This is a genomic window from Vogesella fluminis, from assembly GCF_014652335.1.
Lineage (GTDB): Bacteria > Pseudomonadota > Gammaproteobacteria > Burkholderiales > Chromobacteriaceae > Vogesella > Vogesella fluminis.
Genome location: NZ_BMYP01000010.1, coordinates 56133 through 73176, shown reverse-complemented (window position 1 = coordinate 73176; position 17044 = coordinate 56133). Strand labels below are relative to the sequence as shown.

General features: G+C 61.7%; 15 protein-coding genes. 4 read left to right on the top strand and 11 right to left on the bottom strand.

Features of this window, described 5'->3' with window-relative positions:
- Window positions 1-7 precede the first annotated feature (7 nt).
- A complete protein-coding gene (gene rpoS / locus IE083_RS05610; protein WP_189352647.1) occupies window positions 8-958 on the top strand; it encodes an RNA polymerase sigma factor RpoS in 951 nt (316 codons plus the stop codon).
- A gap of 203 nt (window positions 959-1161) precedes the next feature.
- On the opposite strand, the gene purB is transcribed toward rpoS, so the two are convergent.
- The 3 genes from purB to ffh all read right to left on the bottom strand — a co-directional run bounded on the left by purB (window position 1162) and on the right by ffh (window position 4923).
- Window positions 1162-2532 (bottom strand): adenylosuccinate lyase, encoded by a 1371-nt coding sequence (gene purB / locus IE083_RS05605; protein ID WP_189352663.1) that lies wholly within the window; start codon window positions 2530-2532, stop codon window positions 1162-1164.
- A 79-nt stretch (window positions 2533-2611) separates the two neighbouring features.
- The gene (locus IE083_RS05600) at window positions 2612-3511 is read right to left on the bottom strand and encodes an ATP-grasp domain-containing protein (protein ID WP_189352646.1); all 900 of its coding nucleotides are present in this window, start codon (window positions 3509-3511) and stop codon (window positions 2612-2614) included.
- 56 nt (window positions 3512-3567) lie between these two features.
- On the bottom strand, window positions 3568-4923 hold the full coding sequence (ffh, locus tag IE083_RS05595; RefSeq protein WP_189352645.1) for a signal recognition particle protein: 1356 nt from the start codon (window positions 4921-4923) through the stop codon (window positions 3568-3570).
- A gap of 136 nt (window positions 4924-5059) precedes the next feature.
- On the opposite strand from ffh, the gene IE083_RS05590 reads away from it, so the two are divergent.
- Both IE083_RS05590 and IE083_RS05585 read left to right on the top strand, forming a co-directional pair.
- A complete protein-coding gene (locus IE083_RS05590; protein ID WP_229799617.1) occupies window positions 5060-5842 on the top strand; it encodes a cytochrome C assembly family protein in 783 nt (260 codons plus the stop codon).
- A gap of 51 nt (window positions 5843-5893) precedes the next feature.
- The gene (locus IE083_RS05585; RefSeq protein ID WP_189352643.1) at window positions 5894-6235 is read left to right on the top strand and encodes a ComEA family DNA-binding protein; all 342 of its coding nucleotides are present in this window, start codon (window positions 5894-5896) and stop codon (window positions 6233-6235) included.
- A 75-nt stretch (window positions 6236-6310) separates the two neighbouring features.
- On the opposite strand, the gene IE083_RS05580 is transcribed toward IE083_RS05585, so the two are convergent.
- The 5 genes from IE083_RS05580 to rlmE all read right to left on the bottom strand — a co-directional run bounded on the left by IE083_RS05580 (window position 6311) and on the right by rlmE (window position 12165).
- Complete coding sequence (locus IE083_RS05580) at window positions 6311-6955, bottom strand: DedA family protein (protein ID WP_189352642.1); 645 nt, start codon at window positions 6953-6955, stop codon at window positions 6311-6313.
- A gap of 169 nt (window positions 6956-7124) precedes the next feature.
- Window positions 7125-8456 (bottom strand): phosphoglucosamine mutase, encoded by a 1332-nt coding sequence (gene glmM, locus IE083_RS05575; RefSeq protein ID WP_189352641.1) that lies wholly within the window; start codon window positions 8454-8456, stop codon window positions 7125-7127.
- Window positions 8457-8530: 74 nt separating this feature from the next.
- Complete coding sequence (gene folP, locus IE083_RS05570) at window positions 8531-9361, bottom strand: dihydropteroate synthase (RefSeq protein ID WP_189352640.1); 831 nt, start codon at window positions 9359-9361, stop codon at window positions 8531-8533.
- Window positions 9362-9569: 208 nt separating this feature from the next.
- Entirely contained in the window at window positions 9570-11477 is a 1908-nt protein-coding gene (ftsH, locus tag IE083_RS05565) for an ATP-dependent zinc metalloprotease FtsH (protein WP_189352639.1), read from the bottom strand.
- Window positions 11478-11547: 70 nt separating this feature from the next.
- Complete coding sequence (gene rlmE, locus IE083_RS05560; protein WP_189352638.1) at window positions 11548-12165, bottom strand: 23S rRNA (uridine(2552)-2'-O)-methyltransferase RlmE; 618 nt, start codon at window positions 12163-12165, stop codon at window positions 11548-11550.
- An 88-nt stretch (window positions 12166-12253) separates the two neighbouring features.
- Between rlmE and yhbY the strand changes: the two genes are divergently transcribed.
- Window positions 12254-12580, top strand: coding sequence for a ribosome assembly RNA-binding protein YhbY (yhbY, locus tag IE083_RS05555; protein WP_189352637.1), 327 nt, complete (start codon window positions 12254-12256; stop codon window positions 12578-12580).
- Between the two features lie 112 nt (window positions 12581-12692).
- Here the strand turns inward: yhbY and IE083_RS05550 are convergent, their stop codons facing one another.
- The 3 genes from IE083_RS05550 to carB form a co-directional block, all read right to left on the bottom strand.
- Window positions 12693-13124 carry a DUF4149 domain-containing protein gene (locus IE083_RS05550; RefSeq protein ID WP_189352636.1) on the bottom strand — a complete coding sequence of 144 codons (432 nt, stop codon included), beginning with the start codon at window positions 13122-13124 and terminating at the stop codon, window positions 12693-12695.
- A gap of 71 nt (window positions 13125-13195) precedes the next feature.
- Window positions 13196-13672, bottom strand: coding sequence for a transcription elongation factor GreA (gene greA / locus IE083_RS05545; RefSeq protein WP_047966974.1), 477 nt, complete (start codon window positions 13670-13672; stop codon window positions 13196-13198).
- A gap of 157 nt (window positions 13673-13829) precedes the next feature.
- Window positions 13830-17039 (bottom strand): carbamoyl-phosphate synthase large subunit, encoded by a 3210-nt coding sequence (carB, locus tag IE083_RS05540; RefSeq protein WP_189352635.1) that lies wholly within the window; start codon window positions 17037-17039, stop codon window positions 13830-13832.
- Between the last annotated feature and the right edge of the window lie 5 nt (window positions 17040-17044).

Genomic DNA, 17044 nt, shown 5'->3' with positions numbered 1-17044 from the left:
AAGCATCATGAGCGATGATCTGGAACTACTCGAAGAAGTGCTGGATGACGAAGCAGAGCAGGAAGCAGAAACCAGAGAAGCCTCGGCTGCTGACGCTGAGGAAAGCAGCGTCAATCCGGCGGTAAGCGAAGTCACCGACGTCACCCAAATCTACCTGAACGATATCGGCAATAATGCCCTGCTGACACCGGCCGAAGAAGTGGCACTGGCACGCCGTGTAGTGCAAGGCGACTTTGCTGCCCGCCAGAAGATGATCGAACACAATCTGCGGCTGGTGGTCAATATTGCCAAGCACTACATCAATCGCGGCCTGGCACTGCTCGACCTGGTCGAGGAAGGCAATATCGGCCTGATGCACGCGCTGGAAAAATTTGATCCGGAACGCGGCTTCCGCTTCTCCACCTATGCCACCTGGTGGATCCGGCAGAGCGTGGAACGGGCGATCATGAACCAGTCGCGCACCATCCGCCTGCCGGTACATGTCATCAAGGAACTCAATATTTACCTCCGCGCCTCGCGCCATCTGGAGAGCCAGATCGGCCGTGAGCCGACACTGGATGAAATCGCCCATCTGGTCGACAAGCCAGTAGAGGAAGTTCGTAAGGTAATGAGCCTCAACGAGCGCATGGCTTCACTGGATGCACCACTGGATATCGATCCGATGCTGTCGATTGGCGAGTCCATTCCCGACGAACAGCATGAGGAGCCGGATACCCAGCTGCACAATGTGCAGATCGAACATTTTGTGCATGAATGGCTGTCGCAGCTGACCGAGAAACAGCGCATGGTGATCGAACGCCGCTATGGCCTCAATAATCACGAGATCTGCACACTGGAAGAGCTGGCCGCCACATTAAGCCTTACCCGGGAGCGGGTACGCCAAATCCAGATCGAGGCACTGGAGCACCTGCGGCGCATCCTGCGCCGCAAGGGCATCTCCAAGGACTTCCTGCTCTGATTGCATCGTCCGCGTGCCGGCTCCGGGGGACCTGGGCCATAATCATGGCGGGCCCGGCCTTCACCGAATCGAGCATGCCGCCGAACCCGCCCCGGATTCCCGCCCCCCATAAACCGGGCAACAGTTTTTAAAAACATGTTGCCCCTTCGTCGCGACTGCCAACAAACGCTGCAACCTTTGCAAGCAGCAATGTTGGCCGCAACTCAGATGCGGCGGGCCAGCTCTTCTGCCTTGCCGACGTAGCTAGCCGGGGTCAGCTCCAACAGGCGGACTTTTTCCACCTCCGGAATATCCAGACCCTTGATGAAGGCAGACAGGGTTTCGCGGGTGATACCGTCCTTGCCGCGGGTCAGCTCTTTCAGCTGCTCGTACGGGTTCGGCACACCGTAGCGGCGCATCACGGTCTGGATCGGCTCGGCCAGCAGCTCCCAAGTAGCATCCAGATCAGAAACCAGCATCGCCGGGTTGATCTCCAGCTTGTTGAGGCCCTTCATCAGCGCCTTGAAACCCAGCAGGGTGTAGCCGAAACCGACACCCATATTGCGCAGCACGGTGGAGTCGGTCAGGTCGCGCTGCCAGCGTGACAGCGGCAACTTCTCGGCCAGGTGGCCCAGTACGGCATTAGCAAGACCCAGGTTGCCTTCCGAGTTTTCAAAGTCGATCGGGTTCACCTTGTGTGGCATGGTCGAGCTGCCGACTTCGTCCTTCTTCACCTTCTGCTTGAAGTAGCCCAGCGAGATGTAGCCCCAGATATCGCGATCCAGGTCAATCAGGATGGTGTTGATGCGCGACAGTTGCTGGTACAGCTCGGCCATGTAGTCGTGCGGCTCGATCTGGATGGTGTACGGGTTGAAGGTCAGACCCAGACCGGTCACGAAGCGGCCGGCCAGGCTTTCCCAGTCCACGTCCGGGTAGGCGACGATGTGGGCGTTGTAGTTGCCGACCGCGCCGTTGATCTTGCCCAGCAGTTCCTGCTTCACCAGTTGCTCGCGCTGGCGCTTGAGGCGGTACACCACGTTGGCCAGTTCCTTGCCCATGGTGGACGGGGTGGCTGGCTGGCCGTGGGTGCGGCTCATCATCGGGATGGCGGCCTGGTCGTGCGCCAGCTGCGACAGCCTGGCGATCACTTCGTCCACGGCCGGCAGCATCACGGTGTTGCGGGCCGTCTTCAGCATCAGTGCGTGCGACAGGTTGTTGATGTCTTCCGAGGTGCAGGCGAAGTGGATGAATTCGCTGGCGGCCATCACCTCCGGGTTGCCGGACAGGCGCTCTTTCAGCCAGTACTCGATCGCCTTCACGTCGTGGTTGGTGCGGGCTTCGATCGCCTTCACTTCTTCGCCGTGCTGGATCGAGAAGTTGTCGATCACATCGTCGATTTCACGGATGGTGGCGGCGGAGAACGGCTTTACCTCCTCGATGCCCGGTTCGGCTGCCAGCATTTTCAGCCATTCCAGTTCGACCTTGATGCGCGCTTTCATCAGGCCGAATTCGGAGAAAATGGCGCGCAGTGGCTCGGCCTGGCCGGAGTAGCGGCCATCGAGCGGGGAGAGGGCGGTCAGCGTTGTCAGATTCATCACTCAGTGCTTCCAGGTTGCTGGCCAGCGGGGCTGGCCGGTTGCTTCAAAAAGAAATGGGGACCAAGGTTGGCCGCACTCAGGCGGCCAGGCGGCGCGCAATGCCGGCGGCCAGTTTGTCGGCGGCGTCCGGGCAAAAGCGGAAAAACAGCTCCGGCTCGATCATTTCCAATTCCATGACCGCCAGCGCGCCGTCGTTGTCGCGGATCAGGTCGACGCGGGCGTACAGCACGTCGAACGGCACCGCCGCCACGGCGGCCTCGGCGAACAGGATCTCGTCGGCGGACGGCTCGAAGCGGTGCACGGTGCCGCCGTGGTCGTCCTGCACGCGGAAGTCGCCGGCCTTGGCGGTTTTGCGGATGGCGTGGGTGTACTGGCCGTCGATCACCATCAGCGACAGCTCGCCCTGTTCCAGGATGCTGCGCTGGAACGGCTGCAGCATCATCGCCTCCTGTTCCACCAGCTCGCCGAAGGTGCACTCATACCGTTCGCTGTCGAGGACGTGAAAGCGGTAGGTGTGACGGGCGGCACCGGAGACGGTGGGCTTCAGGATGAGGTCTTCCCAGCCGCTCTCGGCGACGATGTGCGCCATCGAGCGCGGATCGCCGCGCTCGATGAACAGGGTCGGCACGATGTTGACGTCTTTTTCGGCCAGCGCGCCGAGGTAGTGCTTGTCGATGTTCCAGTGGATCAGGCCGGCCTCGTTGAACAGGCGGGTGCTCTGGCTGACGCGTGCCAGCCACGGCGCGAATTCGGCGAAGCGGTGGAAGTAGTCCCAGGTGCTGCGGAACACGGCGGCGCGGCATTGCGTCCAGTCACAGGCCGGGTCGGCCCAGTCCTTGCGGCCAACCTTGAGGCCTTGCCGTTCCAGCGCGGCCGACACCAGATTGTCCTCGGTGTGCACCTGCTGGCTGTACCAGTCTGCGGCATCCAGCGCCAGCAGTTTGTGATCGGTCAGGACGACAACGTCGTAATGCATAGCTCTATCCGTGTGCAAGGTGAAAAACGGGGCGGCCATCGCCGGCCACCCTTGTCTTACATGCCAGGCATCATGCCTTTCATGCCCTTCATCAGTTTCATCATGCCGCCCTTGGACGAGAACTGCTTCATCATCTTCTGGGTCTGCTCGAACTGCTTCAGCAGGCGGTTGACCTCCTGCACGCTGACGCCGGAGCCGGCGGCGATACGGCGCTTGCGGCTGGCTTTCAGCAATTCCGGCTTGCGGCGCTCTTCCATGGTCATCGAGTTGATGATGCCCTCGATGCGGCGCATGGATTTCTCGGCCTCGGCGCCCTGCACGCCCTTGGCCAGCTGGCCGATCTCGCCCGGCATTTTTTCCAGCAGGCTGGTCATGCCGCCCATCTTCTTCATCTGCTGCATCTGCGCCTTGAAGTCCTCGAGGTCGAAACCCTTGCCGGATTTCAGCTTCTTGGCCATCGCCTGCGCTTCTTTTTCGTCGATGCCCTTCTGCACATCTTCGATCAGCGACAGCACGTCACCCATGCCCAGGATACGGCTGGCGAGACGGTCGGGGTGGAACGGCTCGAGGCCGGTCAGCTTTTCGCCGACACCGATGAACTTGATCGGTTTGCCGGTGATGTGGCGTACCGACAGCGCGGCACCGCCGCGCGAGTCGCCGTCCATCTTGGTCAGGATCACGCCGGTCAGCGGCAGGGTCTCATTGAAGGCCTTGGCGGTGTTGACCGCATCCTGACCCTGCATCGCGTCGACCACGAACAGGGTTTCGATCGGGTTGAGGAAGGCGTGCAGCGCCTTGATCTCGGCCATCATCGCCTCATCGATGGCGAGGCGACCGGCGGTATCGACCATCAGCACGTCAAACAGGTGGCGCTTGGCGTGATCCAGCGCCGCGGCGGCGATATCCAGCGGCTTCTGGTCCGGCGACGACGGGAAGAACTCGACGCCGACCTGCTCGGCCAGCGTCTTCAGCTGTTCGATCGCGGCCGGACGGTACACGTCGGCAGAGACCACCAAAATCTTCTTCTTCTGGGTTTCCTTCAGCAGTTTGGACAGCTTGCCGACGGTGGTGGTCTTGCCGGCGCCCTGCAGGCCGGCCATCAGCACGATCGCCGGTGGCACGGCAGCCAGGTTCAGCGCGTCGTTCTTGTCCCCCATCAGCCGCACCAGCTCGTCGTTGACGATGCCGATCAGCGCCTGGCCCGGGGTCAGGCTGCCCATCACCTCCTGCCCCAGCGCGCGTTCCTTGACCTGGGCGATGAAAATCTTGACGACCGGGAGGGCAACGTCGGCCTCCAGCAAGGCCAGCCGCACTTCGCGCAGGGCATCCTGGATGTTGGTTTCGCTGATGCGCGCCTGGCCGCGGATGGTTTTCAGCGCGCTGGTAAGTCTGGAAGTAAGGTTGTCGAGCATGCGGTGTCCTTCTGTCTGCCAAGCAAGGGCTGCTTTGGTGTAGACTCTTTAATTGTTTATTTTACCACGAGCCGTCCCCGGTTCGCAGACCTGCCATATCTCCATGAGCGGATTACTTTTCATCTTGGTCACTTTGTTGACTTTTGGTTACCTGGGCCTGGCGCTTCACTATCTTGGCCACTGGCGCGGGCATGCACTATGGCCCCGTCAGAGCGGTATCGAGCACTCCCTGCTGGGGACGCTGCTGCTGCTGCATGCAATCGTGCTGGTGCTGCCGGTTTTACGCAGCGGCACAGTAAGCCTGGGGCTGGGCACCGCATTGTCGCTGCTGTCGTGGATGATGCTGCTGATCTTCTGGACCGGCAGCTATTTTTCGCGCATGGAAGGGCTGCAGACCTTCCTGGTACCGGTCGCATTCGTCACGGTGCTGCTGGCGGAAATCCTGCCGCTGCCGCGCAATACCTATGCCGTAGACGATATCGCCTTCCTGCTGCACATGGTGGTATCGCTGCTGGCCTACAGCCTGTTTGCCATTGGCGCACTGATTGCCATCCTGATGCTGATGCAGGAGCGGGCACTGCACGAACGCAAGCCAGGCCGCCTGTCCGGCAAGCTGCCCCCCCTGCTGGTGATGGAAAACCTGATGTTCCAGACGCTGGGTACCGGTTTTCTGCTGCTGACCGCCAGCCTGGCCAGTGGTGTACTCTTCTCCGAAGAGGTATTTGGCAAACCGGCCGTGTTTAATCACAAGACCGTGTTTGCCGTCACTTCCTGGCTGGTATTCGGCGCCCTGCTGATTGGCCGCAGATACCGAGGCTGGCGCGGCAAGCTGGCAATACGCTGGACCTTGGGCGGCTTCGCGCTGCTGTTGCTGGCGTACATCGGAACCAAGGCAGTGATGCAATTTATCTTGCAATAGAGTTTATTTGTTTGGGATATTGACTGTGCAAGTTGAACCCATGGGAGCCAAATGATGAAACTGTTCTTCGCTGCATTACTGTCCCTGCTGTTTTCCATGGCAGCGTTTGCTGCCGTCAATGCCAATACTGCCAGCCAGCAGGAACTGGAGTCACTAAATGGCATCGGCCCGGTCAAGGCCAAAGCCATCATTGACTATCGCACCAAGAATGGCCCGTTCAAGAGCTACGCCGATCTGGAAAACGTACCCGGCATCGGAGCCAAGACCCTTGAGAAGCTGAAGGCCGACCTGCAGGTTGGAGGCAACCAGGCCAAGGCAGCTGCCAAGGCTCCGGCGGCCAAACCGGCTACCGCCAAACCGACCACGGTGCCGGCGCCCGCAAAAAAACCTTAAGCCTGCGCCTTGCCAGCCCGGCAAGACTGCACTACAGTGCCAATGCCGCCCACTTGCAAAGGTGGACGGCATTTTTCATTTGATCACCAGATCTTTGGCGTGACGCCGCGCCTTCGACTCTCGACGCTTGTGCCGCCAGTAGAAACCGCCCAGCACCACAGCCAGCAGTGCGACCGCAATCAGGATGCCGGCCTGGCCGCGGTGTACCATCTGCATCAGCCACTCGCGATTGCGCGCGCCGAAGTAGCCAAGATACACCCACACCGGTACCGAGATCAGCGCGGCAAACCCATCCATCAACAAAAAACGCCAATACGGGATGCGCCGCGTCAGTCCGGCAGTCAGGAAGATCGGCGAGCGCAGGCCGGGCAGGAAGCGGGCAACAAACAGCACCCAGTTGCCATAACGGGAAAATTTCTCTTGTACGGCGGCAAAACGCTCCGGCGTCATCACCTTGGCAATCGGCTTGAAGCGCAGCACGCGGTCTCCGTAGACGCGACCGGCAAGGAACATCAGGCCGTCACCGACCAGCACACCGGCCATGCCTACTACGAACATCACATGCACATCGGTATAGCCCAGCCCGGAAATGATGCCACCAGCCACCAGGGTGACGTCCTCCGGAATCGGCACACCAAAACCACACACCAGCAATACGATGAATACGGCAAAATAGCCATATCCCGTAAACAAATCGAGAAGAATCTGCAGGATATCCATGTCGGCCTGACAAGCTGTTGATCGGTCGAAGTACTTCCGGCAAGGCCAGTCGAAGCAGTTCAGAGAACGGCTGCCATCATAGCACAGCCACCGTTGCCCCCCGCTTGACTATGGTCGTGTAAAAACAAAGCCACCTTCGCAGGTGGCTTGCGCCGATACCGGTACGCCGTCAGGCCGCTTCGATCGCCGCGGCGATCTGATTGGCCCACTGCTCGGCCAGCGCCAGTTCATCCGCTTCGACCATCACGCGCACCACCGGTTCCGTACCGGACGGACGCAGTACCACGCGACCACGGCCAGCCAGCGCCAGCTGTGCCTCGGCGTACTTGGCGGCACTGGCGGCCTGCCAGTCCTGGCCGTTGAGGCGCACATTGATCATCTTTTGCGGGAATGGCTGCCAGTCGCTGCAGATGGCGGCCAGGCCTCCATCCAGCTCGGCCAGCGCAGCCAGCACCTGCAGGCTGGAGATGATACCGTCGCCAGTGGAGTGCTTGTCCAGGCACAGCACGTGGCCGGACGCCTCGCCTCCGACCTGCCAGCCCTTTTCGTGCAGCATCTCCAGCACGTAGCGGTCGCCGACCTTGGCGCGGCCAAAGGCGATACCCTGCTGCTGCAGCGCCAGCTCCATCGCCAGGTTGGTCATCACCGTGCCGACCACGCCACCGCCAAGCTGGCCGCGCGCCGCGCGCGCCTTGGCGATCACGTAGATCAGCTGGTCGCCGTCGTAGACCTTGCCGTTGCGGTCGGCCATCATCAGCCGGTCGCCGTCGCCGTCCAGCGAGATGCCGAGATCGGCACCATGCTGCAGCACCGCCTGGCTGATCGCCCCGGTGTGGGTGGCACCGACGCCGTCGTTGATGTTGTAGCCGTTAGGCTCGCCACCGATGGTGATCACCTCGGCGCCCAGCTCGTGGAACACCTTCGGCGCGATGTGGTAGGTGGCGCCGTGCGCGCAATCGACGACCAGCTTCAGGCCCTTCAGGTTGCGCTCGTTGGGAAAGGTGCTCTTGCAGAACTCGATGTAGCGGTCGGCGGCACCGTCGATGCGACGTGCCCGGCCCAGCTCGCGCGACGGGCTGGTCTGCATCGGCGAATCCAGCATCGCCTCGATCTCGCGCTCCAGCGCGTCGTCCAGCTTCTTGCCGCCCTCGGCGAAGAACTTGATGCCGTTATCCTGATACGGATTGTGCGACGCGGAGATCATCACCCCGGCCGACAAACGCAGCGCGCGCGTCAGGTAGGCGATGCCCGGCGTCGGCAGCGGCCCGGTCAGCAGCACGTTGACACCGGCGGCGGTGAGGCCGGCCTGCAGCGCCGCTTCCAGCATGTAGCCGGAAATGCGGGTGTCCTTGCCGATGATCACCGTCGGGTGTTCCTGCCGCTCGTGATCGACCAGCACCTTGCCGGCGGCGTAGCCGAGGCGCAGCACGAAATCGGGGGTAATCGGAAACTGGCCGACTTCGCCACGCACACCATCGGTACCAAAATATTTGCGGCTCATTATTGTTCCTTCAGACTTTTATCCTGCCGATTTTACATCGCCACCCGCTTGCGGGGGCAACTGCCGCACCAAGCTCAGCCCAGCGCCTGCCACACCTGCAGCGCCTGGTGCGTGGCCTTCACGTCGTGCACGCGGATTACCTTGGCACCGCGCTGCGCCGCCAGCAACGCCGCCGCCACGCTGGCACCGAGGCGCTGGTCAGGCTGCGGCTCGCCGGTGATGGCGCCCAGCATCGACTTGCGCGACATGCCGACCAGCAACGGCGCACCGGCCAGCGCTTCCAGCTGCGGCAACGCGCGCAGCAGTTCCAGATTGTGCTGCAGCGTCTTGCCGAAGCCGAAGCCGGGATCGGCCAACAGCCGGTCGCGGGCGATGCCGTTTTCCAGACACAGCTCGATGCGGCGAGCGAGATAGCCACCGACTTCCTGCACCACGTCGGCGTAGTCCGGCTGCTGCTGCATGGTGTCCGGATTGCCTTGCTTGTGCATCAGGCAGATACCAACGTTGGCCGCAGCCACCAGCGCCAGCGCGCCGTCGTCTTCCAATGCCGACACGTCGTTGATCAGGTCGACGGCACCGGCCTGCAGCGCGGCGCGCATCACCGAGGTGCGGCGGGTATCCAGCGACAGCGGCACCTGCAGTGCGGCCAACCTTTGCAGTAGCGGCAGCACCCGCTGCAGCTCCTCTTCCGGGCTGACGTAGGGTGCGCCCGGCCGTGTCGACTCGCCACCGATGTCGAGGATGTCGGCACCGTCGGCCAGCAAGCGCTCGGCGTGGGCCAGCGCCGCATCCAGCCGGTTGTAGCTACCGCCATCGGAAAAGGAATCCGGCGTCACGTTCAAAATGCCCATCAGCAGCGGGCGCTCGAGCGACAGGCTGAACCTGCCACAGGCAAAAACCGACATAGCTTTCTCCAATGCAAAACAGGGTGTCAGTCTGGACTGACACCCTGTTGTTTACCTGACCTGCCTTCGAACCTGTTCAATGTCTGCTGCGCTTCGGCGATACGGCGTTAAAAACACCTTCGGAGTGCTCATTTACCCGATGCAAACTCCGCTTCCTCAGCCGTTTTTGCCTTGTCTCGCTCTAGCTCGCAAGACCTTGAAAAGGTTCTTACAGTTCTTGTGCCGGCGTCACCGATGGTTCTGGTGCCGGTGGTGCCGGCGGCTTGGTGTCCGGCTTGTTGAAACCGGAGCCTGGCGATGGCGGACGCGGCGTCTTGCCGGCCATGATGTCGTTGATCTGCTCGGCATCGATGGTTTCCCACTCCAGCAGCGCGGCGGTCATTGCTTCCACCTTGTCGCGGTTCTCGTCCAGCAGGCGGCGCGCCAGCGCGTACTGCTCGTCGATGATGCGGCGGATTTCCTGATCCACCTGCTGCATGGTGGCTTCCGACATGTTCTTGTGGGTAGTCACCGAGCGGCCGAGGAACACTTCACCCTCGTTCTCGCCGTAGACCATCGGGCCGAGACGGTCGGACATTCCATAGCGGGTCACCATGTCGCGCGCCATCTGCGTGGCACGCTCGAAGTCGTTGGAGGCGCCGGTAGTCATCTGGTTCATGAACAGCTCTTCCGCGATGCGGCCGCCGAACAGGATGGCGATGCGGTCCATCAGGTAGCCGCGGTCGTAGGCGTAGCGGTCTTCCTCCGGCAGCTGCATAGTCACCCCCAGCGCACGGCCGCGCGGGATGATGGTGACCTTGTGCACCGGATCGGACTTCGGCAGCAGCTTGGCCACCACCGCATGGCCGGACTCGTGGTAGGCGGTATTCTTTTTCTCGTCCTCGGACATCACCATCGACTTGCGCTCGGCGCCCATCATGATCTTGTCCTTGGCGGATTCGAAGTCCAGCATGTCGACTAGGCGCTTGTTGCGACGCGCAGCGAACAGCGCGGCTTCGTTGACCAGGTTGGCGAGGTCGGCACCGGAGAAGCCCGGCGTACCACGCGCGATGATCGGCGCATCCACGTCGGCAGCGATCGGTACCTTGCGCATGTGCACGTTCAGAATCTGCTCGCGGCCGCGGATATCCGGCAGCGGCACCACCACCTGGCGGTCGAAACGGCCAGGACGCTGCAGCGCCGGGTCCAGCACGTCCGGACGGTTGGTGGCGGCGATCACGATCACCGTCTGGTTGGTCTCGAAACCATCCATCTCCACCAGCAGCTGGTTGAGAGTCTGTTCGCGTTCGTCGTTACCGCCGCCGAGACCGGCGCCACGCTGGCGACCGACGGCGTCGATCTCGTCGATGAAGATGATGCACGGCGCGTTCTTCTTCGCCTGCTCGAACATGTCGCGCACGCGGGAGGCGCCAACGCCGACGAACATCTCGACGAAGTCGGAACCGGAAATGCTGAAGAACGGCACCTTGGCTTCGCCGGCAATGGCCTTGGCCAGCAGGGTCTTACCGGTACCCGGCGAGCCGGCGAGCAGGATGCCACGCGGAATGCGGCCGCCCAGGCTCTGGTAGCGGGAAGGATCGCGCAGGTAGTCGACGATCTCCTTCACTTCTTCCTTGGCTTCATCGCAACCGGCCACGTCGGCAAAGGTCACGGTGTTGGTGTCCTGGTCCAGCATGCGCGCCTTGCTCTTGCCGAACGAGAACGCCCCACCCTTGCCGCCGCCCTGCATCTGGCGCATGAAGAAGAACCACACCCCGATCAGGAGCAGCATCGGGAACCAGCTGATGAAGATGCTCATCAGCAACGATGGTTCCTCTTCCGGCTTGGCGGAGAAGGTCACGTTGTTCTTGATCAGCACGTCCACCATTTTCACGTCAAACGGGGCATAGGTGCTGAAACTGGAGCCGTCGGTACGCTTGCCGCGTACCCACTGGCCGCGTAGCGGATTGCCTTCAATGCTCACCGTCTGAATCTTGCCGGACTCCACATCGCTCATGAATTGCGAATACTCGACCTGATTCTGGGTTTCCTGGCGCTTGGTAAACTGGTTGAACACAGTCATCAGTACAAGACCGATGATGACCCAGATCGCGATGTTTTTTCCGATATTGTTCACAAGAGCGTGCTCCTATGTGCCCTGACTTGGTAAATGGTTTTTTCTATTGTAAACCCGGCATCCCTGACTGTCAGCGACGGTCTTTACCCAGCAGGTAGATTTCACTGGAACGGTCGCGCGAGGCCTTGGGTTTACGCGTTACGACTTCGCCAAACAGCTCGCGCATGGCTTTCAGATAGGGCTGGAAATCACTGCCCTGGAACACTTTGACGAGGAAACTGCCGCCGGGTTTCAAATGGTCACGGACAAATTCCAGCGCCAGCTCGTTCAGGTGAAAGCTCCTGGCCTGGTCGATCCCGCTCATCCCGGAAATATTGGGTGCCATATCGGAAATTACAAGGTCCAGCTGTCGCCCGCCGAGCATGGTCACGAACTCCTCCAGCACCTCGTCGTCGCGGAAGTCGCCCTGGATGAAGGCGACGTCGGCGATCGGGTCCATCGGCAGGATGTCGATGGCGAATACCTTGCCGCTGTCGCCGACGATGCGCGCCGCCACCTGCGACCAGCTGCCCGGCGCCGAGCCGAGATCGGCCAGCACGGTGCCCGGCCGGATCAGCTTGTCCTTGTCGTTGATTTCCAGCAGTTTGTACGCGGCGCGCGCGCGATAGCCGTCTTTCTGGGCCATTTGCACATAGTGATCGTTGACGTGCTCACGCAGCCAGGCGTTGCTAGACTTGCTTCTTGCCATGTGGATTCCAGTAATTAATGCATGTGCCGTTTGGGGAATGACCTAAAGTTTAGTAAAATCGCTTTTTGATCTGAAACTTGAAGCCACAATGAAAATCGAACTGACCCCAGTCGAGCGCCAATATCTGAAGGGTTTGGCCCACTCGCTCAGCCCCGTCGTGATGATCGGCAACAATGGCCTGACCGAGTCGGTTATCCGTGAAATCGCCATCAGCCTGGACGCCCACGAACTGATCAAGGTGCGCGTGCTCGGCGACGACCGCGCGGCACGCGTGGCCATGTATGACCAGATTGCTAACGATCTGGGCGCCGGTCAAGTGCAGCACATCGGCAAGCTGCTGGTGCTGTTCCGCCCGTCCGAGGCCAAGCGCATCGACCTGCCGAAAAGCAAGAAGGCGCTCAAGGCGCGCCCTTGATCCTTGCCGGCTAGCGGGCAGTCACTTCCGGGCGCAGCCCGCGCATGACAGACAAAAAGCGGTGGCGATGCCACCGCTTTGTCTTTGTACACCGTTCCAGAAACGAAGCGCCTCAGTTGTCACTGCGCAGCAGGTATACCAGCGCCATCAGGCTCTGCAGCAGGTAGATCAGGCTGGAGATCGCGTGCCAGGTGGCAAAGCCGCCACCGAACAAGCCTTCGGCAGCATGGTTCATCTGCAGTTTGAGGCTGGCGATGATCGGCGTCACCGCAAAGTGGTTGATCACGATGCACACCAGCATGCCCATCAGCAGCCAGAAACCACCCTGCTTCAGGCCGCGCGCGCCGTAGCGCAGCACGTAGTCGGCCAGCAGGAAGATGCCGCACACCAGCCCGACCCAGGCGATGGCGGCAAACAAGCGCCCCGCCACCATGCCGGCGGTCACGTTATCCAGCGCCGAAAACAGGATGGGGGCCACGATGATGCCGACCACCCACATGCCGCCGATCCACAGGGTCCGGGCAATCGCACGCAATCCGTCCATTGGTCTTCCTCTTCCCGGCCGGCTTGCGGCCAACGTTACAGCACCAGTGTGGCCCCAGGCGGCCGCCGCGCTCAGATGTAGCGCACTTCCAGTACTTCGTACTCGCGGATGCCGCCCGGGGCCATCACCTCGGCCACGTCGCCTTCCACCTTGCCGATCAGCGCGCGCGCGATCGGCGAGTTGACCGACACCTTGCCCAGCTTGATGTCGGCTTCGTCGTCGCCGACGATCTGATAGGTCTTTTCCTCTTCACTTTCCAGATCAGTCAGCAGCACGGTGGTGCCGAACACGATACGGCCGTCTGCATCCAGCTCGGTCGGATCGATGATCTGTGCGTTGGAAATCTTGCCTTCCAGCTCGGCAATACGGCCCTCGACAAAGGCCTGGCGCTCTTTGGCGGCGTCGTATTCTGCATTCTCGGATAGATCGCCTTGCGCGCGCGCTTCGGCAATGGCCTCGATCACCGACGGACGCTCAATGCTTTTCAGACGCTGCAATTCGGCCTTCAGCTGTTCGGCACCACGCACGGTCAACGGGACTTTGTTCATGACTCGGTTCTCCAAGGGCGTACTGCTGCCCTGTGATAAAAGCGCAAGCCGCCGTACGGGACGGCGGCTTTGCTGGACGTTGGATTCAGCGGTGATTGTAACGAGATTTTGCTCCGGGTTCAAAGGTTGGCCGCATGCGGCCAACCTTTGACCGGGCTCAGCCCTTCAGCTCGGCGTGCAGCTGCTGCACGCTGTAGACGTCGAAATCATCGACGTGCGACAGGCCGACGCAGACCGCCTTGGCACCGGCCAGGGTGGTGTACTGCGGCACACGCATCTGCAGTGCAGAGCGGCGGATGGCGTGGCTGTCCTGGATCGCCTTGCGCTTCTCGTCCACGGTGTTGACCAGCACGTCGATCTCACCATTCTTGATCATGTCGACGATGTGCGGACGGCCCTCGTTCACCTTGTTCACCACCTGCACCACGATGCCGGCATCGGCCATCGCCTTGGCGGTACCGCGGGTGGCGCACACGCCGAAGCCCAGCTTCTGCAGTTCGCGCGCCACTTCGATGCCGCCTTCCTTGTCGCTCTCGCGCAGCGACAGGAACACCTTGCCGGTACGCGGCAGGCGGTCGCCGGCGGCCAGCTGGCCCTTGACGAAGGCTTCGGCAAAGGTGCGGCCAACGCCCATCACTTCACCGGTCGACTTCATTTCCGGCCCGAGGATGGTGTCCACGCCCGGGAACTTGATGAATGGGAACACCGCTTCCTTGACCGCGTAGTACGGCGGAATCACTTCCTTGGTGAAACCCTGCTCGATCAGGCTGATGCCGGCCATGGTACGGGCGGCGATCTTGGCCAGCGGTGCACCGGTCACTTTCGACACGAACGGCACGGTACGCGACGCACGCGGGTTCACTTCCAGCACGTAGATGGTGTCTTTCTGGATCGCGAACTGCACGTTCATCAGGCCGACCACGTTCAGCGCACGCGCCATCGCTTCGGTCTGACGGCGGATCTCGTCCTGCACCGCCGGGAACAGGCTGTACGGTGGCAACGAGCAGGCGGAGTCACCGGAGTGGACACCGGCCTGTTCCACGTGCTGCATGATGCCGCCGATCACCACGGTGCTGCCGTCGGACACGCAGTCGACATCGACCTCGATCGCGTCGTTCAGGAAGCGGTCCAGCAGCACCGGGCTGTCGTTGGACACCTTCACCGCTTCGCGCATGTAGCGTTCCAGATCGGCCGGCTCGTGCACGATTTCCATCGCGCGGCCGCCCAGTACGTAGGACGGACGCACCACCAGCGGGTAGCCGATTCCTTCGGCCAGGCGCATGGCGTCAACCGGGTTGCGCGCGGTGCGGTTCGGCGGCTGCTTCAGGCCGAGGTCGTTCAGCAGCTGCTGGAAGCGCTCGCGGTCTTCGGCAGCGTCGATCATGTCCGGGCTGGTACCGATGATGGGCACGCCGTTGGCTTCCAGCGCGCGCGCCAGTTTCAGCGGCGTCTGGCCGCCGTACTGCACGATGACGCCGAACGGCTTCTCGATGCGGCAGATTTCCAGCACGTCTTCCAGCGTCAGCGGCTCGAAGTACAGGCGGTCGGAGGTGTCGTAGTCGGTGGACACGGTTTCCGGGTTGCAGTTGACCATGATGGTCTCGAAACCGGATTCGCGCAGGGAGAGCGCGGCGTGTACGCAGCAGTAGTCGAATTCGATACCCTGGCCGATACGGTTCGGACCGCCGCCGAGCACCATTACCTTCTTGCGGTCGGTCGGCTTGGACTCGCACTCCTCTTCGTAGGTGGAGTACATGTAGGCGGTGTTGGTGGCAAATTCGGCGGCGCAGGTATCCACGCGCTTGTATACCGGGTGCAGGTTCAGGCCCCAGCGGTGACTACGCACGGCAGCCTGGTCGGTGCCCAGCAGCTCGCCCAGGCGACGGTCGGAGAATCCCTTGCGCTTCAGGCGACGCAGTTCGTCGTAATCCAGGCTGTCCGCCTTGCGGCCGGCCAGCGCTTTTTCTTCGCCGATCAGGTCTTCGATCTGCGCCAGGAACCACGGGTCGATCTTGCTGATGGCGTGGATGTCATCACGGCTCATGCCGATACGGAAGGCATCGGCCACGTACAGTATGCGTTCCGGGCCAGGAGCACCCAGTTCGTGACGGATCGCCTCTTCATCGCTGGTAACGGAGTTGAAGCCGGAGAGGCCGGTTTCCAGGCCGCGCAGCGCTTTCTGCATCGATTCCTGCAGCGTGCGACCCATGGCCATCACTTCGCCGACCGACTTCATCTGCGTGGTCAGGCGGTCATCGGCCTGCGGGAATTTCTCGAAGGCGAAACGCGGAATCTTGGTAACCACGTAGTCGATGGACGGCTCGAACGAGGCCGGGGTCGCACCGCCGGTGATGTCGTTCTTCAGTTCATCGAGGGTGAAGCCGACTGCCAGCTTGGCGGCGATCTTGGCGATCGGGAAGCCGGTGGCCTTGGACGCCAGTGCCGAGGAACGCGACACGCGCGGGTTCATCTCGATCACGATCATCTCACCGGTGTCCGGGTTGGTCGCGAACTGCACGTTGGAGCCGCCGGTATCGACACCGATCTCGCGCAGCACTGCCAGACTGGCATTGCGCATGATCTGGTATTCCTTGTCAGTCAGCGTCTGCGCCGGGGCCACGGTGATGGAGTCACCGGTGTGCACGCCCATCGGGTCGAAGTTCTCGATCGAGCAGATGATGATGCAGTTGTCGTTGCGGTCGCGCACCACCTCCATCTCGTACTCTTTCCAGCCGAGTACGGATTGTTCGATCAGCAGTTCGTGGGTCGGCGACGCTTCGAAACCACGCTCGCAGATGGCCAGGAACTCTTCCTTGTTGTAGGCGATGCCGCCGCCGGAGCCGCCCATGGTGAAGGACGGGCGGATCAGGGTCGGAAAGCCGACCTTGGTCTGTGCTTCCAGCGATTCTTCCATGGTGTGGCAGACGAAGGACAGCGGGCAGGACAGGCCGATCTTGGCCATTGCTTCCTTGAAGCGGCCGCGGTCTTCCGCCTTGTCGATGGCGTCTTCGGTGGCGCCGATCAGCTCGACCTTGTACTTTTCCAGCACGCCGTTGCGCGCCAGGTCCAGCGCGCAGTTCAGCGCGGTCTGGCCACCCATGGTCGGCAGGATCGCATCCGGACGTTCCTTGGCGATGATCTTCTCCACCACCTGCCAGTTGATCGGCTCAATGTAGGTCACGTCGGCCATGTCCGGGTCGGTCATGATGGTGGCCGGGTTGGAGTTCACCAGAATGACTTTGTAGCCTTCTTCACGCAGTGCCTTGCACGCCTGCGCGCCGGAGTAGTCAAACTCGCAGGCCTGGCCGATGACGATCGGGCCAGCGCCAATGATGAGAATGCTCTTGATATCAGTACGTTTAGGCATGGTAA